Raw genomic sequence first — 14206 nt, forward strand, 5'->3', positions numbered from 1 at the left:
CTGGTTACTCGCGCGAATCAACACAGCCTGCAAAGGCGTCATCGCACGAAAAGCGAAGGGCACGGACCCTTCGCTTTTTTCAAGCGTTTACGCGCCGACTACGATCGGCTTTGCCAGAGGCGGGACGGCGGCGCTGGTAGGCGCGATGCCGGCTTCGAACTCGTGGCGGAAGTATTTGATTGCGCTGCCCAACGGTTCCACGGCGCCCGGTGCGTGAGCACAGAAGGTCTTGCCTGGGCCGAGGAAGTTCACCAGACCCAGCAGGGTCTCGATGTCGCCGGCTTGGCCCTGACCGTTCTCGATCGCCATCAGAAGCTTGACGCTCCATGGCAAGCCGTCACGGCACGGGGTGCAGAAACCGCAGGATTCGCGGGCGAAGAACTGCTCCATGTTGCGCAGCAGGGACACCATGTTGATGCTGTCGTCCACCGCCATGGCCAGGCCGGTACCCATGCGGGTGCCCACCTTGGCGATGCCGCCGGCATACATTTGTGCATCCAGGTGCTCCGGCAACAGGAAGCCGGTACCGGCGCCGCCTGGCTGCCAGGCCTTGAGCTGGTAACCGTCGCGCATGCCGCCGGCGTAGTCTTCGAACAGCTCGCGACCGGTGACGCCAAAAGGCAGTTCCCACAGGCCCGGGTTCTTGACCTTGCCGGAGAAGCCCATGAGCTTGGTGCCCATGTCTTCGCTGCCTTCGCGGGCCAACGATTTGTACCAGTCCACGCCGTCGGCGATGATCGCCGGCACGTTGCACAGGGTTTCGACGTTGTTCACGCAGGTCGGCTTGCCCCACACGCCAACGGCGGCAGGGAAGGGCGGCTTGGAGCGCGGGTTGGCGCGGCGGCCTTCGAGGGAGTTGATCAGTGCAGTTTCTTCACCGCAGATGTAACGCCCGGCGCCGGTGTGGACGAACAGTTCGAAGTCGAAGCCGCTGCCCAGGATGTTCTTGCCCAGAAGGCCCGCTGCCTTGGCTTCTTCCACGGCACGGTTGAGGTGCTTGGCGGCGGTGGTGTACTCGCCACGCAGGAAGATGTAGCCACGGTAGGTTTTCAGTGCGCGGGCACTGATCAGCATGCCTTCGATCAGCAGATGGGGCAGTTGCTCCATCAGCATGCGGTCTTTCCAGGTGTTGGGTTCCATTTCATCCGCGTTGCACAGCAGGTAACGGATGTTGATGGATTCGTCTTTCGGCATCAGGCCCCACTTCACGCCAGTGGGGAAGCCCGCACCGCCGCGGCCCTTGAGGCCGGCGTCTTTCACGGTCTGGACGATGTCGTCCTGGCCCATGTCGGCGAAGGCCTTGCGCGCGGCGGCATAACCGTTCTTGGCCTGGTACTCGTCGAGCCAGACAGCTTCGCCGTCGTCACGCAGACGCCAGGTGAGCGGATGGGTCTCGGCCGAACGCTTGATGCGGTTGGCAGGACCGAAGGAAGTCAGGGTCATACGTAGCCCTCGAGCAGTTTGGCAACGCCGGCCGGTTGCACATCACCGAACGTGTCGTCGTCGATCATCAGCGCCGGTGCCTTGTCGCAGTTGCCGAGGCAGCAGACCGGCAGCAAGGTGAAGCGACCGTCGCTGGTGGTCTGGCCCAGGCCAATGCCCAGCTCGTTCTGGATCTGGCTGACCACGGACTCGTGGCCGCCGATGTAGCAGACCATGCTGTCGCAGACGCGAATGATGTGGCGACCTACCGGTTGACGGAAGATCTGACTATAGAACGTCGCCACGCCTTCAACGTCGCTGGCCGGGATGCCGAGGATTTCGCCGATGGCGTACAGGGCGCCGTCCGGCACCCAGCCGCGTTCCTTCTGGACGATCTTCAGGGCTTCGATGGACGCCGCGCGCGGGTCTTCGTAGTGATGCAGCTCGTGCTCGATGGCCGAGCGCTCGGTTTCACTCAAGGTGAAACGGTCTGTCTGGATAAGCGTGCTGTTCATGCTTAGCGGTCCACGTCGGCCATAACGAAGTCGATACTACCCAGGTACGCGATCAAGTCCGCGACCATGCTGCCTTTGATCACCGAAGGGATCTGTTGCAGGTGGGCGAAGCTTGGGGTGCGGATCCGGGTGCGGTAGCTCATGGTGCCGCCATCGCTCGTCAGGTAATAACTGTTGATGCCCTTGGTCGCTTCGATCATCTGGAAGGATTCGTTGGCCGGCATGACCGGGCCCCACGAAACTTGCAGGAAGTGCGTGATCAAGGTTTCGATGTGCTGCAGCGTGCGCTCTTTCGGCGGCGGCGTGGTCAGCGGGTGATCCGCCTTGTACGGGCCTTCCGGCATGTTGCGCAGGCACTGGTCGATGATCCGGATGCTCTGGCGCATTTCTTCCACGCGCACGATGCAACGGTCATAGGCATCGCCATTGGCGGCCAGCGGCACTTCGAATTCGAAGTTTTCGTAGCCCGAGTACGGACGGGCCTTGCGCAGGTCGAAGTCGCAACCGGTGGAACGCAGACCGGCACCGGTGACACCCCATTCCAGGGCTTGCTTGGTGTTGTAGTCGGCGACGCCGATGGTCCGGCCACGCAGGATGCTGTTGTCCAGGGCGGCTTTCTGGTACTCGTCCAGACGCTTTGGCATCCACTCGACGAAGTCTTTCACCAGTTTTTCCCAGCCGCGTGGCAGGTCGTGAGCGACGCCGCCGATGCGGTACCAGGCCGGGTGCAGACGGAAACCGGTAATGGCTTCGATCACCGTGTACGCGCGCTGGCGGTCGGTGAAGGTGAAGAACACCGGGGTCATGGCGCCCACGTCCTGGATGTAGGTACCCAGGAACAGCAGGTGGCTGGTGATGCGGAAGAACTCGGCCATCATGATGCGGATGACGTCGACTTTTTCCGGAACCTTGATGCCGGCCAGCTTCTCGACCGAGAGCACGTACGGCAGGTTGTTCATCACGCCGCCGAGGTAGTCGATACGGTCGGTGTACGGAATGAAGCTGTGCCAGGACTGACGCTCGGCCATCTTCTCGGCACCACGGTGGTGGTAGCCGATGTCGGGTACGCAGTCGACGATCTCTTCACCGTCCAGCTGCAGGATGATGCGGAACGCACCGTGCGCCGAAGGGTGGTTCGGACCCAGGTTGAGGAACATGTAGTCCTCGTTCGGGCCGGAGCGTTTCATGCCCCAGTCTTCCGGCTTGAAGCGTGCGGACTCTTCTTCGAGCTGCTGCTTGGCCAGGTTCAGGGTGAACGGATCGAACTCGGTGGCGCGCGCCGGGAAGTCCTTGCGCAGCGGGTGACCTTCCCAGGTCGGCGGCATCATGATGCGCGACAGGTGAGGGTGGCCTTTGAAGTCGATGCCGTACATGTCCCAGACTTCGCGCTCGTACCAGTTGGCGTTCGGCCAGATGCTGGTGACGCTCGGCAGGCTGAGGTCGCCTTCGGACAACGCGACCTTGATCATCACGTCGCTGTTACGTTCGATCGACATCAGGTGATAGAACACGGTGAAGTCGGCGCCGCCGGGCAGCCCTTGACGCTTGGTGCGCAGACGCTCGTCCACGCCGTGCAGGTCATAGAGCATGACGTACGGCTTGGGCAGGTTGCGCAGGAAGGTCAGGACTTCGACGAGTTTGGCGCGGGCAACCCAAAGCACCGGCATGCCGGTGCGGGTGGGCTGGGCGGTGAACGCCTCCGGGCCAAAACGGTTGTTCAGTTCGACGACCACATCCTGGTCGTCTGCCTTGTAAGGCGGGATGTACAGAGCACTGCCTGTAGTCATGGTTATTTATCGCTTTCGGTCAACGTAAAGAATGAAGCCAGTTTTTCGTTTCTTTGAAACAGCAGAACTGGATCAGACTTCGTCGGGGCTGCGCAGGTTGGTTACCTGAATACGCTGTTCGCGGCGCTTTTCCTTTTCCGATGGCATCTCGGCGCGATAAACGCCTTGATCACCAACGACCCAGGAAAGTGGGCGACGCTCCTGGCCAATCGACTCCTGCAACAGCATCAAGCCTTGCAGGAAAGCTTCAGGGCGAGGCGGGCAGCCAGGCACGTAAACATCCACGGGCAGGAACTTGTCCACCCCTTGAACCACAGAGTAGATGTCGTACATGCCACCCGAGTTGGCGCACGAACCCATGGAGATAACCCATTTAGGTTCGAGCATCTGCTCGTAGAGACGCTGGATGATCGGCGCCATCTTGACGAAGCAGGTACCGGCGATAACCATGAAGTCGGCCTGACGCGGTGATGCCCGGATAACTTCGGCGCCGAAGCGCGCGATGTCGTGGGGCGCCGTGAAGGCGGTGGTCATTTCCACGTAGCAGCAGGAGAGGCCGAAGTTGTACGGCCACAGGGAATTCTTGCGCCCCCAGTTGATCGTGCCGTTAAGCACGTCTTCCAGCTTGCCCATGAAAATGTTTTTGTGGACTTGATCCTCTAACGGATCGGCTACGGTTTCCCGTTGGCCGATCGGGTACTGCTCGTTAGGAGCATCAGGGTCGATCCTGGTGAGATTGTATTGCATTGCCAAAGCCTCATTGTTTCAGCTTCGCCTGCCGCTTGCGACGAGCTTCCGGAGCCCAGTCAAGGGCGCCCACTCGGAACAGGTAGACAAGACCTGCCAACAGAATTGCTATGAAAACGAGAGCTTCGACGAATCCGGTCCAGCCGCTTTCGCGGACGGACACAGACCATGCAAAGAGAAAGAGGGCTTCGATATCGAAGATCACGAAGAGCATCGCGACCAGATAGAATTTGGCAGAGAGCCGCAAGCGGGCGCCACCTGTAGGTAGCATGCCGGACTCGAACGGTTCGTTTTTGCTGCGGCCCCAGGCTTTTGACCCGAGGAGGCTGGAAACGCCCAGCATGAAGGCACAGAGGCCGATGACGCCTAGAAGGAAAATGGCAAAGCCCCAGTTGTGGGCCATGAGTCCTGTCGCTTCGGGCATGCTGGTAATCCTTAACAGAGAGCAAAGGTCTCTGAGCTTGAAAGAACAAAGCAGTGACGATATGTCGCAGCAATCAATCCTGCTGATTTTATGGCTAAACACCGTGCAAGTAAAATTCCTATAGCGAAATTATTTATAGGAATAAGGACATAGCACACCTCCAAAGCCCCTTCAGCCCAGGCGTTGCGGGCATTAGCCAGCTTTTCATCAATTATGTTTTGTGAGAGATGTAACGAACATAGTTGCCGCTAAATGATAATCAATATTGTTTGCGGCGGTTTTTAAAACTGGTTATCCGGATTGGGTTTCACACGCTTTCTTATATGTTCGTTATTGCAAGTATTGTGCTGCGACGTTTTACCCGGTTTTTCCTGAGCTGACAGTGATCCGGATCAATGTGGGCGGGTGTGCGATGTGGTGATTTTTTTGCCACTGCAGGGAAAGGTAGCCAGCAATGTGATCCTGTAGGAGCGAGCAAGCTCGCGATGGCCGCACAGACACCGTGGGGCATCAGGCACACCCGCATCATCGTTAACGCCCATCGCGAGCAAGCCCGCTCCCACAGTGGGGCGGTGTGACCCTGTAGGAGCGAGCTTGCTCGCGATGGTGGCGCAGGCACCGTGGAGCATCGGGCAGACCCGCGTCATCGTTGACGAGCATCGCGAGCAGGCTCGCTCCCACAGTGGGGCGGTGTGATTCTGTAGGAGCGAGCTTGCTCGCGATGGTGGTGCAGGCACCGTGGGGCATCAGGCTGACCCGCGTCATCGTTAACGCCTATCGCGAGCAGGCTCGCTCCCACAGGGTCGTCGCCGTGGCTGTTGGGGCAATCGACAGGCGAAAAAAAGCCCCGAACACGTCGGGGCTTCAGATCACAGGCCTTGCGGTTGCTTTTTACTCGGTCCGCAAGGGCCCTCGCTCAGGCGAGCGGTGTATCAGTGGAACTGCTCTTCTTCAGTCGAACCGGTCAGCGCGGTCACCGAGGACGAGCCGCCCTGGATCACGGTGGTCATGTCGTCGAAGTAGCCGGTGCCCACTTCCTGCTGGTGAGCCACGAAGGTGTAGCCTTTGGCGGCGTCGGCGAATTCCTGCTCTTGCAGCTTCACGTAGGCGGTCATGTCGTTGCGGGCGTAGTCGTGCGCCAGGTTGAACATGCTGTGCCACATGTTGTGAATGCCGGCCAGGGTGATGAACTGGTGCTTGTAGCCCATGGCGGACAGTTCGCGCTGGAACTTGGCGATGGTCGCGTCGTCCAGGTTTTTCTTCCAGTTGAAGGAAGGCGAGCAGTTGTACGACAGCAGTTGGTCCGGGTATTCCTTCTTGATCGCTTCGGCGAAGCGACGGGCTTCGTCCAGGTCCGGCTTGGCGGTTTCGCACCAGATCAGGTCGGCGTACGGCGCGTAGGCCAGGCCGCGAGCGATGGCCTGGTCCAGGCCGGCACGGACTTTGTAGAAACCTTCCTGGGTGCGCTCGCCAGTCACGAACGGCTGGTCGTACGGGTCGCAGTCGGAGGTCAGCAGGTCAGCCGCGTTGGCGTCGGTGCGGGCCAGGATGATGGTCGGCGTGCCGGCAACGTCAGCCGCCAGGCGGGCAGCGGTCAGTTTCTGCACAGCTTCCTGGGTCGGAACCAGTACCTTGCCGCCCATGTGACCGCATTTTTTCACGGAAGCCAGTTGGTCTTCGAAGTGAACGCCGGCGGCGCCTGCTTCGATCATGCTCTTCATCAGCTCGTAGGCGTTCAGTACGCCACCGAAACCGGCTTCGGCGTCAGCCACGATCGGCGCGAAGTAGTCGATGTAGCCTTCATCGCCCGGGTTCTTGCCGGCTTTCCACTGGATCTGGTCGGCGCGACGGAACGAGTTGTTGATGCGCTTGACCACGGTTGGAACCGAGTCCACCGGGTACAGCGACTGGTCAGGGTACATCGACTCGGCGGAGTTGTTGTCCGCGGCAACCTGCCAGCCGGACAGGTAAATCGCCTGGATGCCGGCCTTGACTTGTTGCACAGCCTGGCCGCCGGTCAGGGCGCCCATGCAGTTGACGAAATCTTTCTCAGGACGGAAGGCTGGCTTGGCACCCTGGGTGACCAGGTTCCACAGCTTCTCGGCGCCCATTTTTGCAAAGGTGTGCTCTGGTTGAACCGAGCCACGCAGGCGGACGACGTCAGCAGCGGAGTAGGTGCGTGTCACGCCTTTCCAGCGCGGGTTTTCAGCCCAGTCTTTTTCAAGGGCTGCAATTTGCTGTTCGCGTGTCAGTGCCATGGAGATAAACCTCGTCGCGTCTTTATGAAAAGTTGTTCTGCGGTGGAATATTCATGCGCTCGCTGACCAGAAGCTTGGATGGTCAAGTCGGATTCGGCGGGACTGGCGACGGGGTGAACGATGGGCTCGAGGGGAAGTGAGCAGGTAAGGGCGAACTGCCGGGCACATCGGGGCGTCGTGGGCCTTGATGCGAGCTTCAGTGTGATGCCGGATTACCTAAATACGCTTCCGTCCCTCGGGACAACTTCGTTCCAGTCGACAATCTCGTCAAACACACCTTGTGGGCGGTACAGACACGAAGCGGTTCGCGGGGTAGATGCAAACTGCGCCTCGAAGGCCCTTGCCAGGGCCCCTGATTAGCGGGAGCGAGGCCATCATGCCTTCGCTTGTTTGCGTCGTCAAACGTTTTGTAGTGCTTTTTTTCGAGCACTACATCTTTGGTCTAATACGACTAATCAGTCAGTTTTCGGTGCTTTAGTCCAAAGTATCGACTTTCACCCGCAGGGTCATGTCATCCCGCCCTTGAGTCGAGTAGCTGCGGGTCAGGCCCTGTTTGTCGGCCTGGGTCTGGCGGTTGACACCGGCCAGGGTGATCCACTCGCCGAGGCGTCCGGTGACGGTTGTGTCGGTACTTTGCACGTTCACTACATCGGGACGTTCCTGGCTCATGCGGTCACGGTTGGTACTGATCGACAGGTGGACGATTTCGCCAGTGACGTTGGCGGTGACATAAAAACCCTGGGTGACGTTGCGGTATTCGGTCTGGCTGCGCAGATCGCCGTAGGAGTCGGTCTGCGTGCTGGTCAGCGGCACGCTCTGGCCGACCTGGATCAGTGCCGGAGCGCCTTCGCTGGCCTGGACTTGCTGAATGCCGCCGTCGCGACTGTCGGTGCTGCGGTTGATGATCCGGGTCTGGCTGGGTTTGGCGCCGTTCACCGAAAACCCCTGGTCGCCCTGGAAGTTGTTTTCGTTGGTGTCGACGGTGATCAGCAAGCGCTTGGGCTGGGTGTCGAGCTGGGCGATAAGGGCCTTGAGTTCGTCGATCTTGCGTTGATCGGCGTTGACGATCAGCTGATTGCCATAGGCGCTCACTTTGCCATCCTGACCGATGAAGTCCTGGGCCATAGGCAGCATGTCGGCACTGGTGTGGTAGTTGAGCGGTACGACTTCTGTGGCTGCCATCACCGAAAAGCTGCAGCCGAGCAGCAGGGTGGTGAGCAGGGTGCGTAGGGACATATCCGTTATCTCCGGCTTCTGTGAACGGTCTTCTGTAGGAGCGAGCTTGCTCGCGATGGTTTATCAGTCGCCGCGGTTATTCAGGTGTACGGCGTCATCGTTGACGTTCATCGCGAGCAAGCTCGCTCCTACAGGGAAAGAGTAATGCTTCGATATTGCCAGTTTGTCGGCGTCCTGTGGGGCAAGTTGAATCGTAGACGGCAAAACGCCCCGGCATCGTTCAATGGCGGGGCGTCTTGGGTGTTGCTCGCGGCGCGGGCTCAGGCCGAATGTCGAACCATATCGACATGCGGAATCCCGGCTTCCAGGAACTCCTCGCTGACCATGCAGAACCCCAGGCGCTCATAGAACGCCGTGGCCTGCACCTGGGCGCTGAGCATCTGCTGCTTGAGCCCGCGTTTCTCGGCTTCACCGATCACCGCTTGCATCAGTGCATCGCCGACCTTCAGGCCGCGCCAGTCCCTCAGCACCGAAACCCGGCCCACATGCCCGTCGGGCAGCAGGCGGGCGGTGCCAATCGGGAAGTCGCCTTCGAAGGCGAGGAAGTGCACGGCCGTGGCATCGTCGGCATCCCATTCCAGTTCAGGTGGAACGGCTTGCTCGGCGATGAACACCGTTTCACGAATGCGCCGGATCTCGGCGTTATCCTTTTGCCAGTCTGCGACACGTACGTGAATTTTATTCATCGGCAAATCCCAGGCTTCCTTGCTTGATCAGTTCGCACAGCAGGCCGCGACCGTCTTCGTCGCTCAGCCATTTGCCGAGGTTGTCGATGTGCAGCGCATCGGCGGCGCAAATCATTTTCAGCAGCTCGCGCAGCTTGCCCGGCAGGTAACGGCTCTGGCCGCTGGCGAAGAGCATCAGGTCTTCGTCGACTTCGGACCAGGCCAGGCGGGCGCTCGGGTTGCGGATCAGCACCGCGCCATCCTGCAGGCTGGCGAGCATGTCGTCTTCCTCAAGGTCTTCCAGGCCGGTCACCAGCTCCGGATAACGCGGCTCGGTCATGAACTGGCCGAACCAGGTCAGCAGCAGGCGCTCGTCGCCCATGTGCTCGGCCAACAGGCCCTTGAGGCGATCCAGGGCATCGTGCTGAATCTGGTGCGGATCGGCCGCCGGCAGGGCGTCGGCGTCGGTGTAGCGCTCTTCGTCGGAGAGGAACTGGCTGAGGAAGTCGGTGAAGTGGGTCAGCACTTCAGCGGCGCTCGGGGCACGGAAGCCCACCGAGTAGGTCAGGCAGTCGTCCACGGCCACGCCCCAGTGGGCCAGGCGCGGTGGCAGGTAGAGCATGTCGCCCGGCTCCAGGACCCACTCGTCGGTGGTGTCGAAGTCGGACAGGATGCGCAGGTCGGCGTGTGGCAGCAGCGGGCTTTCGGTGTTGCACATCTGGCCGATTTTCCAGTTGCGCTTACCGTGGCCCTGCAGCAGGAACACGTCGTAGTTGTCGAAGTGCGGGCCGACGCTGCCACCCGGGGCGGCGAAGCTCATCATCACGTCGTCGATACGCCAGCTCGGCAGGAAGCGGAATTGCTCGAGCAGTTCGGCGACTTCCGGCACGAACTGGTCGACAGCCTGGACCAGCAGGGTCCAGTCGCGTTCCGGCAGCTTGCTGAATTCGTCTTCGGCGAACGGGCCGCGGCGCATTTCCCAAGGGGTCTCGCCGTGTTCGATCACCAGGCGCGATTCGACTTCTTCTTCCAGCGCCAGGCCAGCCAGTTCGTCCGGCTCGATCGGGCTTTCGAAATCGGGAATCGCCTGGCGGATCAGCAGCGGTTTTTTCTGCCAGTAGTCGCGCAGGAACTCGCGCGCCGTGATGCCGCCCAGAAGTTGAAGAGGAGTATCAGAGTTCATGTGTAACCTATTGAAAAAAAGCACTTTTCAGACTGGAATAAAAACGCCCGGCGCGGCCGGGCGTCTTAAACGGGTAGAGCGTTCGATCAGATGCGCTTGGCTTGTGCCACGGCGTTGCCGATGTAGTTCGCCGGGGTGAGCAGTTTCAGCTCGGCCTTGGCGGCGGCAGGCATGTCCAGTCCGTCGATGAAAGTTTGCAGCGCTTCAGGGCTGATACCCTTGCCACGGGTCAACTCTTTGAGCTTCTCGTACGGGTTTTCGATGTTGTAGCGACGCATGACCGTCTGGATCGGCTCGGCCAGGACTTCCCAGCAGGCGTCCAGGTCAGCGGCGATTTTCGGCGCGTTGAGCTCCAGCTTGCTGATGCCCTTGAGGCTGGCTTCGTACGCGATCACGCTGTGGGCGAAGCCGACACCGAGGTTGCGCAGTACGGTGGAGTCGGTCAGGTCGCGCTGCCAGCGGGAGATCGGTAGCTTGCTCGCCAGGTGCTGGAACAGGGCGTTGGCGATACCCAGGTTGCCTTCGGAGTTTTCGAAGTCGATCGGGTTGACCTTGTGCGGCATGGTCGACGAACCGATTTCGCCGGCGATGGTGCGCTGCTTGAAGTAGCCCAGGGAGATGTAGCCCCAGATGTCGCGGTCGAAGTCGATCAGGATGGTGTTGAAGCGGGCGATCGCGTCGAACAGCTCGGCGATGTAGTCGTGCGGCTCGATCTGCGTGGTGTACGGGTTGAAGTTCAGGCCCAGCTCGTCTTCGATGAAGGCGCGGGCGTTGGCTTCCCAGTCGATTTCCGGGTAGGCCGACAGGTGGGCGTTGTAGTTGCCCACGGCACCGTTGATCTTGCCCAGCAGCGGAACGGCTGCGACCTGGGCGATCTGGCGCTCCAGGCGGTAAACCACGTTCGCCAGTTCCTTGCCCAGGGTGGTCGGCGATGCGGCCTGGCCATGGGTGCGCGACAGCATCGGCACGTCGGCGAAGCGGATGGCCAGTTCACGGATGGCTTCGGCGGTCTGGCGCATCAGCGGCAGCATCACATCATCACGGCCTTCGCGCAGCATCAGGGCGTGGGACAGGTTGTTGATGTCCTCGCTGGTGCAGGCAAAGTGGATGAATTCGCTGACGGCCGCCAGTTCCGGCAACTTGGCCGCTTGCTCCTTGAGCAGGTACTCGATCGCCTTGACGTCGTGGTTGGTGGTGCGTTCGATCTCTTTGACGCGCTCGGCGTGCTCCAGGGAGAAGTTTTCTGCCAGGGCGTTCAGCACGGCGTTGGCTTCGGCGGAGAACGCCGGCACTTCGCCGATACCCGGGTGAGCGGCCAGGCGCTGGAGCCAGCGCACTTCAACCAGAACGCGGGCACGGATCAGGCCGTACTCGCTGAAAATTGGGCGCAGGGCCTGGGTTTTGCCGGCGTAGCGGCCGTCAACAGGGGAAACCGCAGTGAGCGAAGAGAGCTGCATGGGGTGTTCTCGGACAGTCGGGCAACGAAATGGGGCGCGTATCATACATGAAAAAATCCGCCGGTCCGTTGCCAACTGACCAGCGTCTTACGCGTTACTCGTCAAACAAAGTCTTGCAGGTGCGTTTCAGCTGCTGCGCATCAGCGGGTAAAGCTCTTTGAGCAGTTTCTTGCGGCTGATCACCAGTTGCCAGCGATGCCCGCCCAACTGGCGCCACAGGCGCGCCGAACGGATGCCTGCCAGCAGCAGGGCACGAATCTTCGAGGCGTTGCTCGGTTGTTGCAGGTTGCGCATGTCGCCGTGTACCTGAATCCGCTGGCGCAAAGTGCTCAGGGTGTCCTGGTACAGGGCGCCGCACGCGGCGATCACGTTTTCGTGGGCCGGGCCGAAGTGCTCGACCTGGGACTGGATCTGCGGCAGGCGCTTGCCGATCACCTCCAGCATGTCGTCGCGCTTGGCCAGTTGCCGCTCCAGGCCCAGCATCGCCAGGGCGTAGCGCAGTGGCTCGCGTTGCAGCGTGCTCGGATCGCGCTCCAGGGCGCCGATCAGGGCGCGATAACCTTCACGCAGGTTGAGGTCGTCGCCACCGTAGACTTCCAGGGTGTCCTTGGGGTCGCGGATCAGCAGGCTGCCGAGCATGCAGGTCAGGCCGGCTTCGCTGGTCTGGCCGGTCTTGGCGATCCTGTCCACCAGCACGGCGGCGAGAAACACGCCGCCCAGTGCCGTCAGTTGCTCCTGCATGGGGCTCATGAGGCGTTGCTCTTGCTGGTCCATGGCTCGGCCACTTCGATGACGCCGCCGCCCAGGCAGACTTCACCGTCGTAGAACACCACCGATTGCCCCGGCGTGACTGCGCGCTGCGGGTCATCGAAGGTGGCGCGATAGCCGGTGGCGGTCTTTTCCAGCGTGCACGGCTGGTCGCCCTGGCGATAACGGACCTTGGCGGTCAGCTTGCGCGGCTGGCTGAGGTCGATCGGGTTGACCCAATAGATGTCCGAGGCGAGCAGGGCGCGGGAGAACAGGTACGGGTGGTCATTGCCCTGGCCGACGATCAGCTCGTTGTGCTCCAGGTCCTTGATCAGGACATACCATGGCTCGTCGCCAGCGTCTTTCAGGCCGCCGATGCCCAGGCCCTGGCGCTGGCCGATGGTGTGGTACATCAGGCCATGGTGGCGGCCGATGACTTCGCCTTCGGTGGTCTTGATCTCGCCCGGCTGCGCCGGCAGGTACTGCTTGAGGAAGTCGCTGAAGCGGCGTTCGCCGATGAAGCAGATCCCGGTGGAATCCTTCTTCTTGGCGGTGGCCAGCTCGTATTTCTCGGCAATCGCCCGCACTTGCGGTTTTTCCAGCTCGCCGACCGGGAACAGGGTCTTGGCGATCTGTTCACCGCCGACGGCGTGCAGGAAGTAGCTCTGGTCCTTGTTCGGGTCCAGGCCCTTGAGCAGTTCGGTGCGGCCGTCGATGTCGCGGCGGCGCACATAGTGACCGGTGGCGATCAGGTCGGCGCCGAGCATCATGGCGTAGTCGAGGAACGCCTTGAACTTGATTTCGCGGTTGCACAGGATGTCCGGGTTCGGCGTGCGGCCGGCCTTGTATTCGGCCAGGAAGTGCTCGAACACGTTGTCCCAGTACTCGGCGGCGAAGTTGGCGGTGTGCAGCTTGATGCCAATCTTGTCGCACACGGCCTGGGCGTCCGCCAGGTCATCCATGGCGGTGCAGTATTCCGTTCCATCGTCTTCTTCCCAGTTCTTCATGAACAGGCCTTCCACCTCATAACCCTGCTCGATCAGCAGGAGGGCGGAAACGGAAGAGTCCACGCCGCCGGACATGCCGACAATGACGCGCTTCTTTTGTGTGTCAGAAGGGGCTGGATCACGCATAGGGATTCAATGAGTGTCTTGAAAAAGGACGCGATTCTATCAGGCTGCGGCCCACAAGGCTAAAGAGAAGGGCGGATCAGTTCGAGACCGAAGTGTTTGCCGTCCAGATAATCGTCGATGCAGCGCATGATCAGCTCGCTGCGCCAGTGCTCGCGCTGCTCGATCAGTTCATCGCGGGTCAGCCAGCGGGCACGGACGATGCCGTCGTCCAGTTGATAGTCCGGGTGGTGTTTCAGGGCTTTGGCGATGAAGCACACCCGTTGATAGGTCACGCCGTTGCTGGGGGCGGTGTACAGGTAGATACCCAGCACGCCGGTTGGCTCGACGTCCCAGCCGGTTTCCTCGAGGGTTTCGCGCACGGCGGCCTCGGTCAGGGTCTCGTTTGGGTCCAGGTGGCCAGCGGGCTGGTTGAGTACGTTGCGCCCGTGCTTGGTCTCTTCGACCATCAGGAAACGGCCGTTGTCCTCGACGATCGTGGCGACGGTGATGTGGGGTTGCCAGTCCATGGGAGTCCTCGATGTGTAAATGTCATCACACTAACCCCTGTAGGAGCTGGCTTGCCAGCGATAGCGGTGGGTCAGCCTGCATCAAGGGTGACAGTTGAATCGCCATCGCTGGCAAGCCAGCTCCTA

Annotated in this window: 13 protein-coding genes; all 13 read right to left on the reverse strand. The window is 60.9% G+C overall.

Annotated features, from left to right (window positions below):
* Positions 1-87 precede the first annotated feature (87 nt).
* Positions 88-1443 carry an NADH-quinone oxidoreductase subunit NuoF gene (gene nuoF / locus ABVN20_RS28660; protein WP_368559153.1) on the reverse strand — a complete coding sequence of 452 codons (1356 nt, stop codon included), beginning with the start codon at positions 1441-1443 and terminating at the stop codon, positions 88-90.
* Entirely contained in the window at positions 1440-1937 is a 498-nt protein-coding gene (nuoE, locus tag ABVN20_RS28665; protein WP_368559154.1) for an NADH-quinone oxidoreductase subunit NuoE, read from the reverse strand. The genes nuoF and nuoE overlap by 4 nt, the downstream gene beginning before the upstream one ends.
* Positions 1938-1939: 2 nt before the next feature.
* The gene (gene nuoC, locus ABVN20_RS28670; protein WP_368559155.1) at positions 1940-3724 is read right to left on the reverse strand and encodes an NADH-quinone oxidoreductase subunit C/D; all 1785 of its coding nucleotides are present in this window, start codon (positions 3722-3724) and stop codon (positions 1940-1942) included.
* A gap of 72 nt (positions 3725-3796) precedes the next feature.
* The gene (locus ABVN20_RS28675) at positions 3797-4471 is read right to left on the reverse strand and encodes an NADH-quinone oxidoreductase subunit B family protein (RefSeq protein WP_368559156.1); all 675 of its coding nucleotides are present in this window, start codon (positions 4469-4471) and stop codon (positions 3797-3799) included.
* A 10-nt stretch (positions 4472-4481) separates the two neighbouring features.
* Positions 4482-4895: an NADH-quinone oxidoreductase subunit A gene (locus tag ABVN20_RS28680; RefSeq protein WP_077045930.1), complete on the reverse strand. Its 414-nt coding sequence runs from the start codon at positions 4893-4895 to the stop codon at positions 4482-4484.
* A 932-nt stretch (positions 4896-5827) separates the two neighbouring features.
* Positions 5828-7153 (reverse strand): isocitrate lyase, encoded by a 1326-nt coding sequence (gene aceA, locus ABVN20_RS28685; RefSeq protein ID WP_019689825.1) that lies wholly within the window; start codon positions 7151-7153, stop codon positions 5828-5830.
* A gap of 474 nt (positions 7154-7627) precedes the next feature.
* Positions 7628-8389 (reverse strand): secretin N-terminal domain-containing protein, encoded by a 762-nt coding sequence (locus tag ABVN20_RS28690; protein ID WP_368559157.1) that lies wholly within the window; start codon positions 8387-8389, stop codon positions 7628-7630.
* A gap of 260 nt (positions 8390-8649) precedes the next feature.
* Positions 8650-9075: a GNAT family N-acetyltransferase gene (locus ABVN20_RS28695; RefSeq protein WP_368559158.1), complete on the reverse strand. Its 426-nt coding sequence runs from the start codon at positions 9073-9075 to the stop codon at positions 8650-8652.
* On the reverse strand, positions 9068-10237 hold the full coding sequence (locus ABVN20_RS28700; RefSeq protein ID WP_368559159.1) for a cupin domain-containing protein: 1170 nt from the start codon (positions 10235-10237) through the stop codon (positions 9068-9070). The genes ABVN20_RS28695 and ABVN20_RS28700 overlap by 8 nt, the downstream gene beginning before the upstream one ends.
* Positions 10238-10323: 86 nt before the next feature.
* On the reverse strand, positions 10324-11694 hold the full coding sequence (gene purB / locus ABVN20_RS28705; protein WP_368559160.1) for an adenylosuccinate lyase: 1371 nt from the start codon (positions 11692-11694) through the stop codon (positions 10324-10326).
* A gap of 126 nt (positions 11695-11820) precedes the next feature.
* Complete coding sequence (hflD, locus tag ABVN20_RS28710; protein ID WP_368559161.1) at positions 11821-12444, reverse strand: high frequency lysogenization protein HflD; 624 nt, start codon at positions 12442-12444, stop codon at positions 11821-11823.
* Positions 12441-13574: a tRNA 2-thiouridine(34) synthase MnmA gene (gene mnmA, locus ABVN20_RS28715; RefSeq protein ID WP_368559162.1), complete on the reverse strand. Its 1134-nt coding sequence runs from the start codon at positions 13572-13574 to the stop codon at positions 12441-12443. The genes hflD and mnmA overlap by 4 nt, the downstream gene beginning before the upstream one ends.
* A gap of 59 nt (positions 13575-13633) precedes the next feature.
* Positions 13634-14080: an NUDIX hydrolase gene (locus ABVN20_RS28720; protein WP_368559163.1), complete on the reverse strand. Its 447-nt coding sequence runs from the start codon at positions 14078-14080 to the stop codon at positions 13634-13636.
* Positions 14081-14206: the final 126 nt, after the last annotated feature.

Origin of the sequence: Pseudomonas sp. MYb118 (genome assembly GCF_040947875.1) — a bacterium.
Taxonomy (GTDB): Bacteria; Pseudomonadota; Gammaproteobacteria; order Pseudomonadales; family Pseudomonadaceae; genus Aquipseudomonas.

Excerpts from the sequence above, each read along its gene's own strand:
- ABVN20_RS28690 (WP_368559157.1), bottom strand. The coding sequence starts at position 8,389 with ATGTCCCTACGCACCCTGCTCACCACCCTGCTGCTCGGCTGCAGCTTT.
- purB (WP_368559160.1), bottom strand. The coding sequence starts at position 11,694 with ATGCAGCTCTCTTCGCTCACTGCGGTTTCCCCTGTTGACGGCCGCTAC.
- ABVN20_RS28695 (WP_368559158.1), bottom strand. The coding sequence starts at position 9,075 with ATGAATAAAATTCACGTACGTGTCGCAGACTGGCAAAAGGATAACGCC.
- nuoE (WP_368559154.1), bottom strand. The coding sequence starts at position 1,937 with ATGAACAGCACGCTTATCCAGACAGACCGTTTCACCTTGAGTGAAACC.
- ABVN20_RS28700 (WP_368559159.1), bottom strand. The coding sequence starts at position 10,237 with ATGAACTCTGATACTCCTCTTCAACTTCTGGGCGGCATCACGGCGCGC.
- ABVN20_RS28680 (WP_077045930.1), bottom strand. The coding sequence starts at position 4,895 with ATGCCCGAAGCGACAGGACTCATGGCCCACAACTGGGGCTTTGCCATT.
- ABVN20_RS28720 (WP_368559163.1), bottom strand. The coding sequence starts at position 14,080 with ATGGACTGGCAACCCCACATCACCGTCGCCACGATCGTCGAGGACAAC.
- ABVN20_RS28675 (WP_368559156.1), bottom strand. The coding sequence starts at position 4,471 with ATGCAATACAATCTCACCAGGATCGACCCTGATGCTCCTAACGAGCAG.
- mnmA (WP_368559162.1), bottom strand. The coding sequence starts at position 13,574 with ATGCGTGATCCAGCCCCTTCTGACACACAAAAGAAGCGCGTCATTGTC.
- nuoF (WP_368559153.1), bottom strand. The coding sequence starts at position 1,443 with ATGACCCTGACTTCCTTCGGTCCTGCCAACCGCATCAAGCGTTCGGCC.
- nuoC (WP_368559155.1), bottom strand. The coding sequence starts at position 3,724 with ATGACTACAGGCAGTGCTCTGTACATCCCGCCTTACAAGGCAGACGAC.
- aceA (WP_019689825.1), bottom strand. The coding sequence starts at position 7,153 with ATGGCACTGACACGCGAACAGCAAATTGCAGCCCTTGAAAAAGACTGG.
- hflD (WP_368559161.1), bottom strand. The coding sequence starts at position 12,444 with ATGAGCCCCATGCAGGAGCAACTGACGGCACTGGGCGGCGTGTTTCTC.